This is a genomic window from Collimonas fungivorans Ter331 (assembly GCF_000221045.1).
Lineage (GTDB): Bacteria > Pseudomonadota > Gammaproteobacteria > Burkholderiales > Burkholderiaceae_D > Collimonas > Collimonas fungivorans_A.
Genome location: NC_015856.1, coordinates 2,220,287 through 2,235,689, shown reverse-complemented (window position 1 = coordinate 2,235,689; position 15,403 = coordinate 2,220,287). Strand labels below are relative to the sequence as shown.

Sequence of the window (15,403 nt, the reverse complement as noted above, 5' to 3'; positions counted from 1 at the left end):
CTACTCGTACAAAGACCAGTGCTGGAGGCGTATGCGTTCCAGCAGGCGGCGCAAATCGGGTTCCAGCATGCGGTCCTCCTGTATTACGGCAATATCGGCCGCCAGCAGTTCCATCATCTGCTGCAGATTCTGCTGCGGCTGCGCATCGCCATCCAGCCGGCTGCGCAGCCAGACGCCCTGGCGCACGCTGACCAGCAATGCAGCCACCACCTGCTCGGTCAGCTGCAGTACGCGCAAGCAGTCGCGGGCGGCAATCGTGCCCATGCTGACCTTGTCCTGGTTATGGCATTCGGTAGAACGCGAGAACACCGAGGCTGGCATGGTCTGCTTGAGCGCTTCGGCAGTCCAGGCCGAGGCGCTGATTTGCAGGGCCTTCAAGCCGTGGTTGATGCTGGCGCGCGGCCCTTCCGCACCCGACAGGTTGGCCGGCAAGCCATGGTTGTAGCGGCTGTCGACCAGCAAGGCCATCTGCCGGTCGAGCAGGTCGGCGACATTGGCGACCGCGTTTTTCATGCTGTCCATGGCGAACGCAATGTGGCCGCCGTAGAAATGGCCGCCGTGCAGCACCCTTTCATTTTCGGCATCGATGATCGGATTGTCGTTGGCGCTGTTCAGTTCGTTTTCGATCGATTCCCGCATCCATGGCAAGGCGTCGGCCAGCACGCCGATGACATGCGGCGCGCAACGGATGGAATATCGGTCCTGCAAGCGCTGCTGGTTGCGCGGCGCATCGGTCACCGGCAAATCCTGGCGCAGCCAGGCAGCCACCTGCTGCTGGCCGGCATGCGGCTTGACCGCGAACAAGGCGGCGTCGAAGTGATGGGCGTTGCCGTCCAGCGCAAAACTGGCCATGGCCGTGATGCGGGTCGCGATGCGCACCAGGTATTGCGCGCGGTCGTAGGCCAGGCAAGCCAGGGCTGTCATCACCGCGGTGCCGTTCATGATCGCCAGCCCCTCTTTCGGCCGCAGGCGCAGCGGCGTGATGCCAGCAGCGGCCAAGGCTTCGGCGGCGCTAACCTTGACGCCGTCGCGCCAGACTTCGCGCTCGCCGCACAGCACCGCGGCCAGGTAGGAAAGCGGCGTCAGGTCGCCGCTGGCGCCGACCGACCCTTCGGACGGGATCAAGGGCAGCAGATCCTCTTTCAAGAGACGTGCGATCTGTTCCAGCAGGCCGACGCTGACGCCGGAATAGCCCTTGCTGAGCGAGGCCAGGCGCGCCGCCATGATGGCCCGCGTCTGCGCCGGGCTGAACAGTTCGCCCAGGCCGCAGCCGTGGTAGGTGTACAAATGATGCGGCAGTTCAGCGATCAGTTCGGCTGGCACGGTGACGGTGCAGGAATCGCCGTAACCGGTGGTCACGCCGTAGATGGTGCCGTCTTTCGCGCAGCAGGCGGTCCAGGAAATCGGCGCCGCGCGTGATCGCCGCGCGGAAGGCCGGCGCTGCGGACAAGCTGGCCTGCGCCGCTCCCGACGCCAGGTCGACAATATCTTCGATCGTCAGGCGGCCCTGGTCAAAGCAGACGGTGCGTTGCAGCGGCGCCGCCGGCGCCGGTGTAGCTGCAGACAGGTTTTTCAGTTCAGCGAGATGCATCTTTGTACCCGGATAAATGCCAGAAATCGTAAAAATTGAACCATTGCAGCGGAGCTTTCAGACAGAAAAACTCCAGCCTTGCCGCATAGGCGGCGGCCAGTTCATGCAGGACTTGATCGCGGCTTTTGCGCGGCAAGTGAATCGACTCTCGAAACAGTTCGAAATGACATTCTGAGTGGCCGTTTTTTGTCATTGAAAACAGCAGGTAGACCGGACACTGCAGCAAGCTGGCCAGCACATAAGGGCCGACCGGGAAGGCTGCGGTGCGGCCCAGGAACGAAGCCTGCGCCACGCGTGGCATGGGCGACACCGGAATGCGGTCGCCGGCGATGGCGACAAATTCGCCGCGCCCTACTTTCTCGGCCAGCAGCATCGCGGTGGCCGGCGTCATCTCGCTGACCTGCATCAGGTTCAGCTGGCTGTCCGGATCGAGTTTCGCCAGCAGCCGGTTGAACGCCTGGGCGTGCCTGGTATGCACCAGCACCGTAATGCGCAGCTGGCGGCGCTGGCGCGACAGCACCCGGCACAGCTCAAGATTGCCCAGGTGCGCGCAAACCAGCAGGCCGCCGCGCTGCGCCTGGATGTTTTCCAGCATCTGTTCACGCCCGAACGAGACCACGTTGGCGGTCTTGAACAAGCCGCCCCACAACAGCATCTTGTCGAGGATGTTTTCGGCAAAAGAGGAAAAATGCCGGAATACGCCGCGCCAGTCCGGCCGGATCCGGTTAAGCCTGGCTAGCGCGGGGTCGAAAGCGCACAGCCGTTGCAAATATTCCATGGAAGCGCGCCGCGCCGCCGGTTTGCTCAGCAGATACCAGGCCAGCACCGGATACAAGGCGAACCGGAACGGCCAGCGGCCGGCGATCCGGTATATCCCGAACAACAGCCGCATGCCGCCCACAAAGCTGGCTTCGTTGATTTGCGCCCAGTGGCGCTGGCTGTCGCTCACGGTTGTCCCCGCAGCAAGCGCAGGCGCCGCCCCAGCAGGCGCGGCGCGCGCCACAGCATGCCGAAAAACAAGGTGGCATGGAGACGTGAAATCAGCAGGTTGTCGAGGCCGGCGCGAAAATGCGAGACACCGTCCATCGGATAAGTAACCCGGGTCGGCAGGTTGACGATGGACACGCCGTCCCAATGCAGGCGCACCAGCACTTCGGTATCGAAATCCATCCGCTCGCCCAGTTTCCTGCGCTGTATCAGGCGCATCAGGGACGGCAAGGGATAGACCCGGAATCCGCACATCGAGTCCTTGATATCCAGCGATAAGGTATTGATCCAGACCCAGACATGCGTCAGGTAGCGCGCATACAGGCGCATCGGCGGCACGCTCTCGTCATATTGCGGATAGCCGGTAACCAGGCTGCGCGGCCGGGCCGCGGCTTGCTGCAGGAAGCGCGGGATATCGTCAGTGCAATGCTGGCCGTCGGCGTCGATCTGCATTGCATGGGTGTAACCGGCTGCGGCGGCGTGCCGCAGGCCGGTCAATACCGCCCCGCCCTTGCCGCGATTGACGGCGTGGCGCAACAAGGTAACCGATTCGGGATGAGCTATTGCCAGCCCGTCGAGTACTGCCGCGCAGGAAGCAGAGCTGGCGTCGTCGACCAGCACACAATGCAGATCGTGCGCCAGCACTGCAGACAGCACAAAGCCGATGGCATGCTCATGGTTATAGACCGGGATCACCGCACACGGCTTGAATTGCGCCGGCGCAGCCGTCAGATCAGCTTGCGGCATGGCCGGCTCCAAAAGTGATACGGCCGCTGGCGTGCTGTCCCGCAACCGAGAACAGGCGAAAGGCCAGGCTGCTTTTTTGCAGGTCATGCAGCAACTCCAGTTGCACCACCATGCCCGGCGTGATCGCGCGCTGGAATTTCAGGCCGAGCATGCCGAGGAAGTGCGGCGCCAACGCAAAATAGCGGCGGCCGTAACTGATCGCCCAGTCGAGCTGCACCACGCCAGGCAAAATCGGCGCGCCCTCGAAATGACCGTTGAAATACAGGAGATCGGCCGGCACCGTCAACTCTAGCAGTACGCGCTGGGGTTCTTGCTCCAGCAGGCGCTCGCCAGGTTTGCGCGGAGCAGGAGCGGGGCCGGCGCCAGCGGCCGGTTCCAGCAACGCCAGCAGGTCGGCGCGCGTTGTCTTGCCTTGTGCGTTGACCGGCAGCGCGTCCAGGTAACGCCAGCTGCGCGGCAGCGCAATCGCTTCCACCGCATGCGCGATGCCCTCGCGCAGCAGGCGATTCAGCGCCAGCTTGCCCTGCGCCGCAAGCATTTCCGAACCGCTTGCCGACAGCACTACGAAAGCGGCAATCCGCTGCCGTTGCTGCAATTCCGGCTGCTCTACCAACACTACGCGCGCATCCGCCACCAGCGTGATCGCCTTCAGGTACCGTTCCAGCCCATCCAGGGAAATCCGTTTTTCTTCAACCTTGACGATGCGGTCGACACGCCCCTTCAGGCGGAAACGCTGGCGGTCGACGGCTTGCACCTGGTCTGCGAGCGCATGCCAGCCGGCGTCGGGCAAATGGGGCGAGCTGATTTCCAGCACCTCATCGTTGGCGGCGACGCGCCAGGCAACCGCCGGCATCGCTTGCCAGCTGTCGTCCGCGCCGGCGACGCGCTGGCGCCAGGCCACGCCGCCGGTTTCGGAACTGCCGTAGACCTCGATCGGGATCGACCCCAGCGCCCGCCCGGCTGCTGCGGCAACTTCGGAGGGCAACGGCCCGCCGGATGAAAATATGACGCGGATCGCCGCAGCCTGATCTGAAGAGAACGCGGCAGGCAAACGCTTCAGATGGGCCGGACTGGAGACCAGGACAATCTGCTTGCCGCTAAGCGGCTGGAACTCGTTCAGGTATTCAAGCTGACGCGCATGGATCACACGGCCGGCAGTCAGGGGCCACAGCACTTTGAACAGCAATCCGTAGATGTGCTGGTGCGAAACCGTCGCGACGATATCGGCAGCGCCCATCCTGCCGCCGAACAATTGCTCCAGGGACGCCACTTCGGCGGCCAGCTGCGACAGGAATTTCGGCACTGCCTGCGGCTCGCCGGTGCTGCCCGAGGTGTAAATCACCAGCGCGGGGAAATCCGGCGACAATGCTTTGAATGCGGGCCTGGCGCCATCCGCCTCGGCAGCAGTCAATGGCGCCTCGGTCAGCGGCGCATATTGCGGCGGGAAATCGCCCAGGTAACCGTCGACCAGCTTACCCAGGTTGGCGCAGGTAGCGGGCAGCACGTCGCCCGGCAGGTAGACCGTCTTGCCGGCTTGCCACGCGCCCAGCAAGATGCAGGCAAAAGTGGCGCTATCGCTGGAGTACAAGGCGAAACACGATCCCGCCTGAGACGACAGCACGCGCCGCCAGGCGGCAACCTGGGCTGCCACGCAGGCATGGCTCAGCGGCTTGCCGTCGCGCCATGCAAACGGCTGCTCGTGCTGGCGCGGCGCGCTCAAGAAAGTCAGGAGATTAGGCGAATCAGACATGCTGTCCATCCGGCGGCTGTTCCAGGCGGCGATGACGACGCCTGACGACAATCCGCACCAGGTATTCGCCGGCGAACAGGCAGCCCATCAGCACATAAGCCAGCACGCCGTTATACAGCGACCAGACTGCGGCGGAAGCCCAGACCGCGGTCAGCAAGGCCAGCGCGCCGTTGACGACAAAAAAACCGCACCACACCTGCGTCACCCGCCGCGTGTAGGCAACCGCATAAGCAGGCAAGGCCGGATCGCTCAGGCGCGCCATGCGCTCGATGACCGATGGCGGCGCATGCAGGCTGTAGCCGAACACTGCCAGCATGCCGAGATTGACCAGCACCGGATACAGCTTCAGAGGCAGCAAGGCGTTGTTCCATATCGCCAGCGCCGCCAGCAGCAAGGCGCCGGCCAGCCACCAGCGGCTGCCGCGCCTCAGTTTCAGGGCAGGCAGCCGGCTGGCCGCGGCCAGCACCAGCAGCAAAGCCAGCAGGCGCGGCTCGACCCGCCCGTGTCCGAGCCAGATCGCGAGCGGATAGAGCAAAGTGAGCAGCACGCTCACTACCGTGGGTAAAAAGCGCCTGATATAGCGGGTAAAATTCAGCACGATGTCCCTGAGGCCTTACTTTTCGTCCTCGGCCAGCAAGGCCGCCAGCGCGTCGACCACGTCCTGCACCGTGCGCACCGCCTTGAACACGTCCGGCTGCAGGCGTTTGCCGGTCAGCTGCTTGAGCTTGACCACCAGGTCGACCGCATCGATGCTGTCGATATCGAGGTCGGTATACAGGTTGGCCTGGGGCGTCACCTGGTCCTTGTCGATCTCGAACATTTCATGCAGCACGTTCACCAGCCACAGGTAGATTTCTTCCTTGCTCATTGAGTTGGTCAATGTCATGTCACACCGTCATTTCTTTCTGTTGCTGGCGATCATTGCAGCCAGCGTCTGTACCGAAGCAAAATGGTTGCGCGTCTCGGCCGAATCGGCCGACAATGAAATGCCGTAACGCTTCTGGATCGCCACGCCGAGTTCCAGCGCATCGATCGAATCCAGGCCGAGGCCATCGACAAACAACGGCGCATCGCTGACGATGTCGGCGGGAGTCATGTCTTCCAACTGCAGGACATCGATGATGACCTGCTTCACTTCTTCTTCAAGCTGCTGCATAACCCTGGCTTTCTTTTCTAAAATAATCTTGCAGATAGGCGGTCAGATGCCTGGCTGCCAACACTTCGCTACCGGCTTTTGCGAGAAACTCGTGGACATCTATGTCTTCTTTTACTTCAATGCTGAAATGCGCGGCAATCGGCGGCACCTGCCACCATTTGACGCCCTTGCCCAAGGTCGGCGGCAGGCAGCGAATCACTATCGGCGTCACGTTCGACAGGCTGCGCACCGCAATGTTGGCCGCGCCGCGCTTTAAATTGATCTGACCGTCGCCCGCGGTGCGGGTGCCCTCCGGAAAAATGATCAGGTTGCTGCCGCGCTGCAAGGAGCGGGTGCAATCCTCGATCAGCCCGCCGCCATGCTCGTTGCCGCAGTACTCGTTGCTGATATAGCCGGCGGCCCTGATCGGTCCGCGCGTAAACGGATTGTCCCAGAGCCGCCTTTTGACAATGCAGTCGGCGCGCTTGACGAAAGCCATCAGGAACACCGTGTCGATCAAGGTCGGGTGGTTTGCCAGGATCAGCAAGCCTTGCCGCTCCAGCCGTTCCAGTCCGCGGATATCGTAATCCAGCACCCCGAGCCAGCGCATGCACCCGACAAAACCGCGAAACACCAAGCGGATCACGCGACGCGCCACCAATACCCGCAGTTGTCTTTCCCATATCAGCAGGTTCAAGACAGGAAACACCAAGATCCGCAGCAGCAGGCCGCCGAGCGCGAACAGCACGAAGCTGAAACCGGTCGCCAGCACGCGCCAGTAGCGGTTGGCGTGTTTAATCATGCGCATGACGCTCCCAGCACCAGCGGCGCCCATCGGCGTTCCGCACCAGCTCGCGATCGCTGCGCAAGTAAAAAGCCAGCACATCCAGCCCGCCCGGCTGCCGGCCATTGTTGGATTCCTGCGCCATGGCATTCGTTTCATCTTGGCCAGCGCCGTCCCACGACAGCGCCATGCGGTGGCCGGATCCGACGCTTTCTGCGGACATCAGCCAGGCCCAGGCAAAAGGCTGCTCCAGGCAATCCTGGAACTCTTGAAACAGTTCCGGCAACTGGCAGTCATAAACCACCAGCAGCACCTCCGGCGCACCGTCGGCCAGCAAGCCGCAGGCTTCAATCACCGCGTGCTCGACGCCGCTGTGCCCGGCCGCCAGGGCAGTATGGCTGGCCTGGTCCTTGCGCGCGATCGAAAACAGGCCGGCGGCGGCGTTGTGGACCGACAAGCTGAAAGAAGTGGGAGACAAGGGCTGGTCTTGGGCCAGGTCGGCCAGCAGCTCTATCGAGCGTGCGCACTCGCCGTGGCGGGAACAAAACACGGTTGGCACGCCGGTCTTGCCGTCGAGGCAGCGATAAGCCGCTTCCAGCGCCATTTTCCCCATGGCGCCGGCACGCCGGCGCAGCATCGCGGGCATGGCCGCAACGGCTGCATCGCCGCTGCCTTCGATGGCATAGGGCTGCGCCGCCCAGCCCAGCCATGCGGCGGCCGTATCCAGCCCGGGCGCCCATGCTGCATCAGATACAATTGAAAACCGAACTCCCCCGAGTTTCATCTCACCATTCTCCAACACCCATCAAATCTATTTTATTTTCTGCCAGCAATCTTGGGAGTTGAGCCGATGGCAATTCCTGGATTTTTGGCGGCATTATAAAGTATATGCCGCAGAGAAACGTTCTTAATCTCACAGTATTACGATCTTTAACCTTTACTGCCACTCTCTCACGACACGGTGGTTTTTAGGCCGGAATATACAGTAAGTTACAGTATGTTTTAGCATTAAAATACACAAAGTAAGGCCTAAAACCGATCAATTCTAATAAATTACAGTCGCTTTGACGATCAAAAACAACATAATCCTGGTGACCGGCGCCGCGGGCTATATAGGTTCCCATATCTGCGCCGCACTACTGTCCGAAAAATACTCCGTGCTTGCCGTCGACAACCTGTCGAACAGTTCGCTGGAGGCGATACGCCGGGCGGAACGTTGCGGCGATGGCAAGATCGATTTCCACCAGATCGACCTCGGCGACCGCCCCGCCCTCGACCGCCTGCTGCAGGCGCATAGCGTGGACGCCGTCATCCACTGCGCCGGACTCAAGAACATGAACGAGTCGGTGCAACAGCCGCTGCGCTATTTCCACAACAACGTCAGCGCCACGGTAACCCTGCTGCAGGCCTTGCAGCAGCATGGGGTCAGGAATTTCGTATTCAGCTCGTCGGCGGCGGTGTACGGCGCGCCGGCCGCTGTGCCGATCGCGGAAACCGCCGCGCTGCGCGCCAGCAATCCGTACAGCCAGTCGAAACTGATGGCGGAACAGGTGCTGGCGGATCTGGGCGCCGCGGACAGCAGTTGGGCGATTGGCGTGTTGCGTTACTTTAACCCGGTCGGGGCGCATGTCAGCGGCATCATGGGCGAAGCGTCGCGCACCATGGCGAACAACCTGCTGCCGGCCATGGCGCGTGTCGCGTCGGGACAACAAGCCATGCTGCCGATATTCGGCGGCGATTACCCCACCGCCGACGGCACCGGGGTGCGCGACTACATCCATGTGACTGATGTGGCGGATGCCCATATCGCAGCGCTGCGCTACCTGTTCGGCAACAGGCGCGGCTTCACCGTCAACCTGGGCACCGGGCGCGGGTATAGCGTACTGGAAATGCTGGATGCTTTCGAAGCCGTCAGCGTGCGCCGCATCCCGTATGAAATCAGGGCGCGCCGCGCTGCCGATACCGCCAGCTGTTATGCCGACCCGGCGCAGGCGTCAAGACTGCTCGGCTGGCGCGCCAGCAAGGGCCTGGCGGACATGTGCGCCGACCACTGGCGCTGGCACAGCGAGAATCCACAGGGTTATGGCGATAATTAGGGCCTGTTAACCTTGGCGGCGCGGGTAGCCCTCGGCGGTGATCCGTTCCCATACCTTGGTCTTTTCTTCCTCGGTCATGAAGACCCAGTGCGCCACTTCATTGACGGTACGGCCGCAGCCGCGGCAGACATCGTCGAAAGTGGTGGAACAGACTGCCACGCAGGGTGTATCGGGACGTTGCGAGGGAGACTGTGACATGCTGACCTTTTAAAATGTGAAGCGTTGCTGCGGTTGAGACCGGGCAAGTCGAGAACAGATGCCGGCCCTCCATTTTATAACAGCGGCAGGATGATCGTGGCGATGCCGGCAACTGCAATTACTATCATTTCAGCAATACATTCACGACGATAGGCGCGAAGCAATATACAATCTTAGTGAGCATGATTGCCAATTGGTAAAACAGCATTGCAGCATTGTGCATTGGATATCAGAAAGAAAATAAAGTCATGGAGCAAAAGGCGCCGCGTCGTACCCGCGAAAAAATCATGGACCTGTCGTTACGGCTCTTCAACGAGTTCGGCGAACCCAACATCACCACCACCATCATCGCCGACGAGATGAAGATCTCGCCTGGCAACCTGTATTACCATTTCCGGAACAAGGACGATATCGTCAATTCGATCTTCGTCACCTTCGAAGAAGAAATCAGCCGCATGCTGGCCATGACGCAAGGACAGCGTCCCACCATGCACGACGTCTGGCACTATCTGCACCATATGTTCCAGCTGATCTGGCGCTATCGCTTCTTCTATCGCGACCTCAACGACCTGCTGTCGCGCAACCGTACCCTGGAGCTGCACTTCAAGGAAATCTTCGGCCACAAGATAGCGGTGGTCAAAGAACTGTGCCAGGGCTTGCACGAAGACCAGACGCTGCAGGCCAGCCCGGCCGAGATCGACGCCCTGTCATCGAACATGGTGGTGGTAGCCAGCTACTGGCTGTCTTACCAGTACGTCCTGAATCCACGCCAGTACACCGAACAGGCGGTCGTCGAGCACGCACTGGCGAGCGGCTGCTACCAGGTCCTGTCGCTCATGCATCCCTACCTGCGCGGCGAAACCCTGCTGCATTTCGAGCAGCTGAAAACAAAATACCTGCAAACCAACGCCTGACCGGTGCAGCGGCGCCCTGCCGCTGCAGTCACATCATCTTTCTATATTTTCTACCTATGCAAGAAATCAAATCTCTCTGCGTCTATTGCGGCTCTTCTCCCGGCGCTACTCCGGTTTATGCGGAAGCGGCGCGCGGGCTGGCGCAAGCCATGGTCGAGCAGGATATCGCGCTGGTATACGGCGGCGGCAACGTCGGCCTGATGGGCATCATTGCCGATGAAGTGCTGCGCCTGGGCGGCCGCGCCACCGGCGTGATTCCGCAGGCCTTGCTGCAAAAGGAACTGGGTCACAAGGGCCTGACGCAGCTGCATATCGTCAAGGACATGCACGAGCGCAAGGCAATGATGGCGGACCTCTCGGATGGCTTTATTGCGATGCCGGGCGGCGTAGGCACGCTGGAGGAATTGTTCGAAGTATTCACCTGGGCCCAGCTGGGTTTCCACCAGAAGCCGATCGGCCTGCTGAACGTCGACGGTTTTTACGACGGCTTGCTGCAGTTCATCCAGCATATGGTGTCGCAGCGTTTCCTGAAAGGCGAGCAGGCAGAAATCCTGATCGCGGAAGCGCACGCTGCAGAACTGCTGCAACGCTTCAAGTCGTTTGTGCCGCATCTGGTGCCGAAATGGCTGGACCGCAACACCATCTGAAATGCAAACGGGGTGGACCCTGTCCACCCCGCATAGTTATGGTTCTGCCGGCTTAAGCTTGCAGCGCCTGCCTGAAGTCCTCCACCAGGTCTGCCGTATCTTCAATCCCGACCGATACCCGGATCAGCGATTCGCTGATGCCCATGGCGGCGCGGCGCTCTGCTCCCATCTCGTAGAAAATGGTATGCGCAACCGCGATCACCAGGGTCCGGTTGTCGCCCAGGTGGGTGCCGGAAATCGCCAGTTTCAGCCGGTTCAGGTAATCGAAGCAATCGATATCCTGCTTCAATTCAAAACTGAACAGATAGCCGTTCGAGCGAAACAGGTCTGCTGCCAAAGCATGTTGCGGATGCGAAGCCAGTCCCGGGTAATGCACCGCCGCTACCCGCGGATCGGCCTCCAGCATCTGCGCCACCGCCAGCGCGCTGGCGCTGCTGCGCTCCATGCGCAACGCGATGGTTTCGGCGCCTACCGCAATATGGTGCGCCGCTTCGGGCCCGAGCGAAGCGCCGAAATCGCGCAAGCTCTTGGCGCGCATTTGCGCCAGACCCCACTGCGGCTGCGGATTGCGCTTGTAGCCGTCGAGGATGTTGGGAAAGCGGCTCCAGTCAAACAAGCCGGTGTCGGTGACTGCGCCGCCCAGGGCGTTGCCATGGCCGCCGATGGACTTGGTCAGGGAATTGATCACTAGGCCGGCACCTACCAGCCTGGGCTGGAACAGATAAGGCGACGTCATGGTGTTGTCGACCACGAACAGGATGCCGCGCGCCTGGCACAGCTCGCCGATGCGCTTGAGGTCGGCGACCTGGGTGCGAGGATTGGCGATGGTTTCAACGAATACGACACGGGTCGCCGGCGTCAATGCCGCTTCCACCTGCGCCACGTCGGTAGCATCGACCATGGTCACCTTGCCGCCTTGGCCGCCGTAGGTCTGCCACATGCTGGCGGTATTGCCGAACAGGAATGCCGACGACACCACATGGTCGCCTTCGCGCAGCAAGCCTTGTATCACCGCGCCGATCGCCGCCATGCCGGAAGCGAAGCAGATGGTAGCCAGGCCGCCCTCCATCTTGGTGACCTTGTCCTCCAGCGCCGCGACAGTCGGGTTGCCCTGGCGGCCGTAGCGATAACCTGACTGCTTGCCCTGGAACACATCGGCCAGCTGGCGCGCATCGCTGTAGCCCCAGGTCACCGAGGTATGGATAGGCTTGTGCGGAGCGCCGTGCTCGATGGGTTTCTGGCGGTCGCTGTGCAGGATGGTGGTGGTGAAGCCGTATTTTTGAGTCATGTTTGATCGATACTTATCTGGGAGCTTCGGCGCGCGCAGGGTGGGCAAACATCTGGCCACCCTGCCTTGCAGTCCCGCACTGAGTAAAACTAGTCGACTTGCGCCAGGCTCAGGTTCAGCTGCGAACGCACCGCGTCTTCGCTTTCAGGCTTGGGATTGTTGCGTGCGAACTCGATGCGGTCGAGGTAGTCGCGCGAAATATCGCCAGTGATGTAGTTGCCGTCGAAGCAGGAAGCCTCGAAATTCCTCAGCAATGGATTGATGTCGGAAATCGAACGCTTGAGGGCGTCGATATCCTGGTACACCAGCGCATCGGCGGTAATTTCGCGGCACACTTCTTCATCGCTGCGGCCGTAGGCGATCAGCTCGCCGCGGGTCGGCATGTCGATGCCGTAGACGTTGGGGAACTTCACCGGCGGCGCGGCCGAGGCGAAGATCACGCGCTTGGCGCCGGAATCGCGCGCCATCTGTACGATCTCGCGGCTGGTGGTGCCGCGCACGATCGAATCGTCGACCAGCAGCACGGTCTTGCCCTTGAATTCGGAGCCGATCGCATTGAGTTTCTGGCGCACCGATTTCTTGCGGATCGCCTGTCCCGGCATCAGGAACGTGCGGCCGATGTAACGGTTCTTGATGAAACCTTCGCGGTATTCGATATTCAGCTTGAGCGCCAGCTGGATTGCGGCCGGACGCGACGAATCGGGAATCGGCATGACCACGTCGATGTCGCCGCTGGGGAATTCGCGCTTGATCTTGTCGGCCAGGTACTCGCCCATTTTCAGGCGGGTAGCATATACCGAGGCACCGTCGATGATCGAATCGGGACGGGCCAGGTAGACGAATTCAAAGGCGCACGGATTCAGGGTCGGATTGTCGGCGCATTGCTGGTTGTACATCTGGCCGTCGATGTCGATGAAAATCGCTTCGCCGGGCGTCACGTCGCGCAGGAAGCGGAAACCCAGGCCTTCCAGCGCGACCGATTCGCTGGCGATGACGTATTCGGTGCCCTTGTCGGTTTCGTTGAGACCGATGCACAGCGGCCGGATGCCGTAAGGATCGCGGAAAGCCAGCAAACCGTGGCCGGCGATCTGCGCCACCACGGCGTAAGAACCGCGCACCCGTTTGTGGACATTGGCCACGGCCTTGAACAGCACGCCCGGATCGAGCGAATAACCGCGGGTTTCTTGCTGGATCTCGTGCGCCAGTACGTTGAGCAGCACTTCGGTATCGGAATCGGTGTTGATATGGCGGCGATCGTTCTTGAACATCTCGATCTTCAGCTGCTCGGCATTGGTCAGGTTGCCGTTGTGCGCCAGGATAATGCCGAACGGCGCATTGACGTAAAACGGTTGCGCCTCTTCCGCGCTGGCGGTGCCCGCGGTTGGATAACGCACCTGGCCGATGCCGTAGTTGCCTGGCAAGGAACGCATGTTGCGGGTACGGAAAACGTCGCGCACCAGGCCGTTGGCCTTGTGCATGAAAAATCCGTTGCCGTGGTTGGTTGCGATCCCCGCTGCATCCTGGCCGCGATGCTGCAAAAGCAACAAGGCGTCATAGATGAGCTGATTGGCGGGGTTATGGGAAGCGATGCCGACTATGCCACACATGGTGGACTCCTAAACGATAAACAATCCGGTACTCGAGGGACTTGCGATTTCTCCACGCGCTTTGCTACGAAACCTGCGCAAGTCCTGTCAAACAAATTCAAAACTTCAGGTGGCTGGCGAACTGTCCCGGCAAATAGGGAATCACAGTTCGCGCGGCAGCTTCCGCCAGCGGGCTCAGCATCGCATCGCGCCAGAAAGGCTGTTGCGGAATTGCCGTAGCACCACACACCAGGACCGCCGCCAGCACCAGCACCAGGCCGCGCGCCAGTCCGAACAGCACGCCCAGCCCATGGTCCACCGCCCCCAGACCGCTGGCCTTGACCACGGCGTCAAGCGCCGAACTCAACAACATCATTAATAACCTTACGCCAATAAACAGGGCTAGGAAAGCCACGATTAAGCGCGTTACATTCCCGGGAATCGCGTCGGGGAGCAATTTTGCCAGATTTTCACCATACGCGTTGGCCACCACCAAGGCGATGACCCAACTCGCCAATGACAGGATTTCCTTTACCAGGCCGCGCAGGGTGCTGATCACGACCGAGCAGATCAGTACAAAAAACACCAGATAGTCGAAAATTGTCACGCTGCCTGTATTTCCCTGGTCAGTGGTCTATATGGCGCCGAATACGGCCGAATCAAGCCGCCCGCGGTCAACCAGGGATCAGGCTGCCGTTCAGCCCCAGCTTGCCCAGTTTGGCGCGGGCCTTTTCAGCCTCTTCCTTGCTGCCGAACGGGCCGACACGGATACGGATGCGCTCACCCGCCTGGGTCGGGACTTTTTGCGTATAGGAGCGGATGCCGGCTTCTTTCAGCTTGCCCTGCAGCTCATCGACCTTGTCCTGCGACGCCAGCGCGGCGACCTGCAGCACGTATTTCGCCGGTTTCTTGTCGGCGGCGGCCGGCGCGGCGTCGGCGCGCCCTTCCAGGATTGCCTGCGCGCGCGCTGCATCGTCATGCTTTTCCGCGACCGGAGCCGGCTTCGATTCCGGTTTTGGCGCGGCTTCCGGCTTGGCTTCCGGCTTCGGTTTCGGCTCAGGCTTGGGTTCCGGCTTTGGCGCAGCTTCAGGAGGCACAATTGCAGCTACTCTGGGTGGCGGCGCGGTAGTCGCGGCCGTATTGCCGGTGACCGGCGGTTTGCTGGCGACGGCTGCCGGCGGCACGGCCGGCGTAGCTGGCATGGCCGGGGTGCTGGCCGGATCGACTATTTCTTCCTGCTGGTCGAGACCGCTGCTATTGCTGACCGGCGCCGCCGCGCTGGCCGAGGCGCTGGCGCCAGCGCCCGGCTTGTCGCGCGACGGAATCTGGATCGCAATATCGTCAGCCAGCGGTTTCGGCTCTGAATCGAGGATCATCGGCAATATGATGACGACCGCCAGCACCAGGGCAACTGCTCCCACCAGGCGGCGCCGGGCGCGCTTCTTTTCCGGCAGGACCGGATCTACCGCTTCATTGGACTGGTTGCCGGCCTTGCCTGCCTTGGCTTTGCGGCTGCGCAGCGGCAGTTCGGCCTGCTCGGCGCCGGGACCGAAGGTATCGGCCTTGGAACGATAAACACCCTGGTCAGGGTCGGTTTGCTGCTTGTTTTTGCGAAGAAAAGAGAACAAACCCATGCGATATTTTTAGCTAGCTAGTGAGCCGGCGCCATAGGCGCAGGCT

The 15,403-nt window shown here is 61.4% G+C and carries 16 protein-coding genes and 1 pseudogene; 3 read left to right on the top strand and 14 right to left on the bottom strand.

The genetic code is table 11. The features are described 5' to 3' along the window. From CFU_RS09785 to CFU_RS09745, 9 genes and pseudogenes are all read right to left on the bottom strand, one after another. A pseudogene (locus CFU_RS09785) lies at window positions 1-1,591 on the bottom strand (HAL/PAL/TAL family ammonia-lyase). Further along, complete coding sequence (locus CFU_RS09780) at window positions 1,578-2,594, bottom strand: acyltransferase (protein ID WP_014005879.1); 1,017 nt, start codon at window positions 2,592-2,594, stop codon at window positions 1,578-1,580. Before CFU_RS09780 ends, CFU_RS09785 begins: the two are co-directional and overlap by 14 nt. After that, window positions 2,537-3,325, bottom strand: a complete 789-nt coding sequence (locus CFU_RS09775; RefSeq protein ID WP_050808537.1) for a glycosyltransferase family 2 protein — start codon at window positions 3,323-3,325, stop codon at window positions 2,537-2,539. The genes CFU_RS09780 and CFU_RS09775 overlap by 58 nt, the downstream gene beginning before the upstream one ends. Next, complete coding sequence (locus CFU_RS09770) at window positions 3,312-5,075, bottom strand: AMP-binding protein (RefSeq protein WP_041743244.1); 1,764 nt, start codon at window positions 5,073-5,075, stop codon at window positions 3,312-3,314. The genes CFU_RS09775 and CFU_RS09770 overlap by 14 nt, the downstream gene beginning before the upstream one ends. Further along, window positions 5,068-5,673: a membrane protein gene (locus tag CFU_RS09765; RefSeq protein ID WP_014005876.1), complete on the bottom strand. Its 606-nt coding sequence runs from the start codon at window positions 5,671-5,673 to the stop codon at window positions 5,068-5,070. The genes CFU_RS09770 and CFU_RS09765 overlap by 8 nt, the downstream gene beginning before the upstream one ends. A 15-nt stretch (window positions 5,674-5,688) precedes the next feature. Further along, window positions 5,689-5,961, bottom strand: a complete 273-nt coding sequence (locus tag CFU_RS09760; RefSeq protein WP_014005875.1) for an acyl carrier protein — start codon at window positions 5,959-5,961, stop codon at window positions 5,689-5,691. Between the two features lie 9 nt (window positions 5,962-5,970). Next, window positions 5,971-6,231, bottom strand: a complete 261-nt coding sequence (locus tag CFU_RS09755) for a phosphopantetheine-binding protein (protein WP_014005874.1) — start codon at window positions 6,229-6,231, stop codon at window positions 5,971-5,973. Then, window positions 6,218-7,012, bottom strand: a complete 795-nt coding sequence (locus CFU_RS09750) for a lysophospholipid acyltransferase family protein (RefSeq protein ID WP_041743237.1) — start codon at window positions 7,010-7,012, stop codon at window positions 6,218-6,220. The genes CFU_RS09755 and CFU_RS09750 overlap by 14 nt, the downstream gene beginning before the upstream one ends. After that, entirely contained in the window at window positions 7,005-7,778 is a 774-nt protein-coding gene (locus CFU_RS09745) for a beta-ketoacyl synthase chain length factor (protein ID WP_041741658.1), read from the bottom strand. The genes CFU_RS09750 and CFU_RS09745 overlap by 8 nt, the downstream gene beginning before the upstream one ends. A 280-nt stretch (window positions 7,779-8,058) precedes the next feature. Here CFU_RS09745 and galE point away from each other — a divergent pair, with 280 nt between their 5' ends. Continuing rightward, a complete protein-coding gene (galE, locus tag CFU_RS09740) occupies window positions 8,059-9,090 on the top strand; it encodes a UDP-glucose 4-epimerase GalE (RefSeq protein WP_014005871.1) in 1,032 nt (343 codons plus the stop codon). A gap of 6 nt (window positions 9,091-9,096) precedes the next feature. Here the strand turns inward: galE and CFU_RS09735 are convergent, their stop codons facing one another. Then, the gene (locus CFU_RS09735; protein WP_014005870.1) at window positions 9,097-9,288 is read right to left on the bottom strand and encodes a DUF1289 domain-containing protein; all 192 of its coding nucleotides are present in this window, start codon (window positions 9,286-9,288) and stop codon (window positions 9,097-9,099) included. Window positions 9,289-9,536: 248 nt separating this feature from the next. On the opposite strand from CFU_RS09735, the gene CFU_RS09730 reads away from it, so the two are divergent. Next, the gene (locus CFU_RS09730) at window positions 9,537-10,202 is read left to right on the top strand and encodes a TetR/AcrR family transcriptional regulator (protein WP_041741656.1); all 666 of its coding nucleotides are present in this window, start codon (window positions 9,537-9,539) and stop codon (window positions 10,200-10,202) included. 65 nt (window positions 10,203-10,267) lie between these two features. Continuing rightward, window positions 10,268-10,849, top strand: coding sequence for a TIGR00730 family Rossman fold protein (locus tag CFU_RS09725; protein WP_041743236.1), 582 nt, complete (start codon window positions 10,268-10,270; stop codon window positions 10,847-10,849). A 52-nt stretch (window positions 10,850-10,901) separates the two neighbouring features. Here the strand turns inward: CFU_RS09725 and CFU_RS09720 are convergent, their stop codons facing one another. The 4 genes from CFU_RS09720 to CFU_RS09705 all read right to left on the bottom strand — a co-directional run bounded on the left by CFU_RS09720 (window position 10,902) and on the right by CFU_RS09705 (window position 15,357). After that, window positions 10,902-12,137, bottom strand: a complete 1,236-nt coding sequence (locus CFU_RS09720) for a cystathionine gamma-synthase family protein (protein WP_041741655.1) — start codon at window positions 12,135-12,137, stop codon at window positions 10,902-10,904. A gap of 89 nt (window positions 12,138-12,226) precedes the next feature. Further along, window positions 12,227-13,744 (bottom strand): amidophosphoribosyltransferase, encoded by a 1,518-nt coding sequence (gene purF / locus CFU_RS09715; RefSeq protein ID WP_014005865.1) that lies wholly within the window; start codon window positions 13,742-13,744, stop codon window positions 12,227-12,229. Between the two features lie 97 nt (window positions 13,745-13,841). Then, window positions 13,842-14,330, bottom strand: a complete 489-nt coding sequence (locus CFU_RS09710; RefSeq protein WP_014005864.1) for a CvpA family protein — start codon at window positions 14,328-14,330, stop codon at window positions 13,842-13,844. Window positions 14,331-14,397: 67 nt separating this feature from the next. Further along, window positions 14,398-15,357 carry an SPOR domain-containing protein gene (locus CFU_RS09705; protein WP_014005863.1) on the bottom strand — a complete coding sequence of 320 codons (960 nt, stop codon included), beginning with the start codon at window positions 15,355-15,357 and terminating at the stop codon, window positions 14,398-14,400. Window positions 15,358-15,403 lie beyond the last annotated feature (46 nt).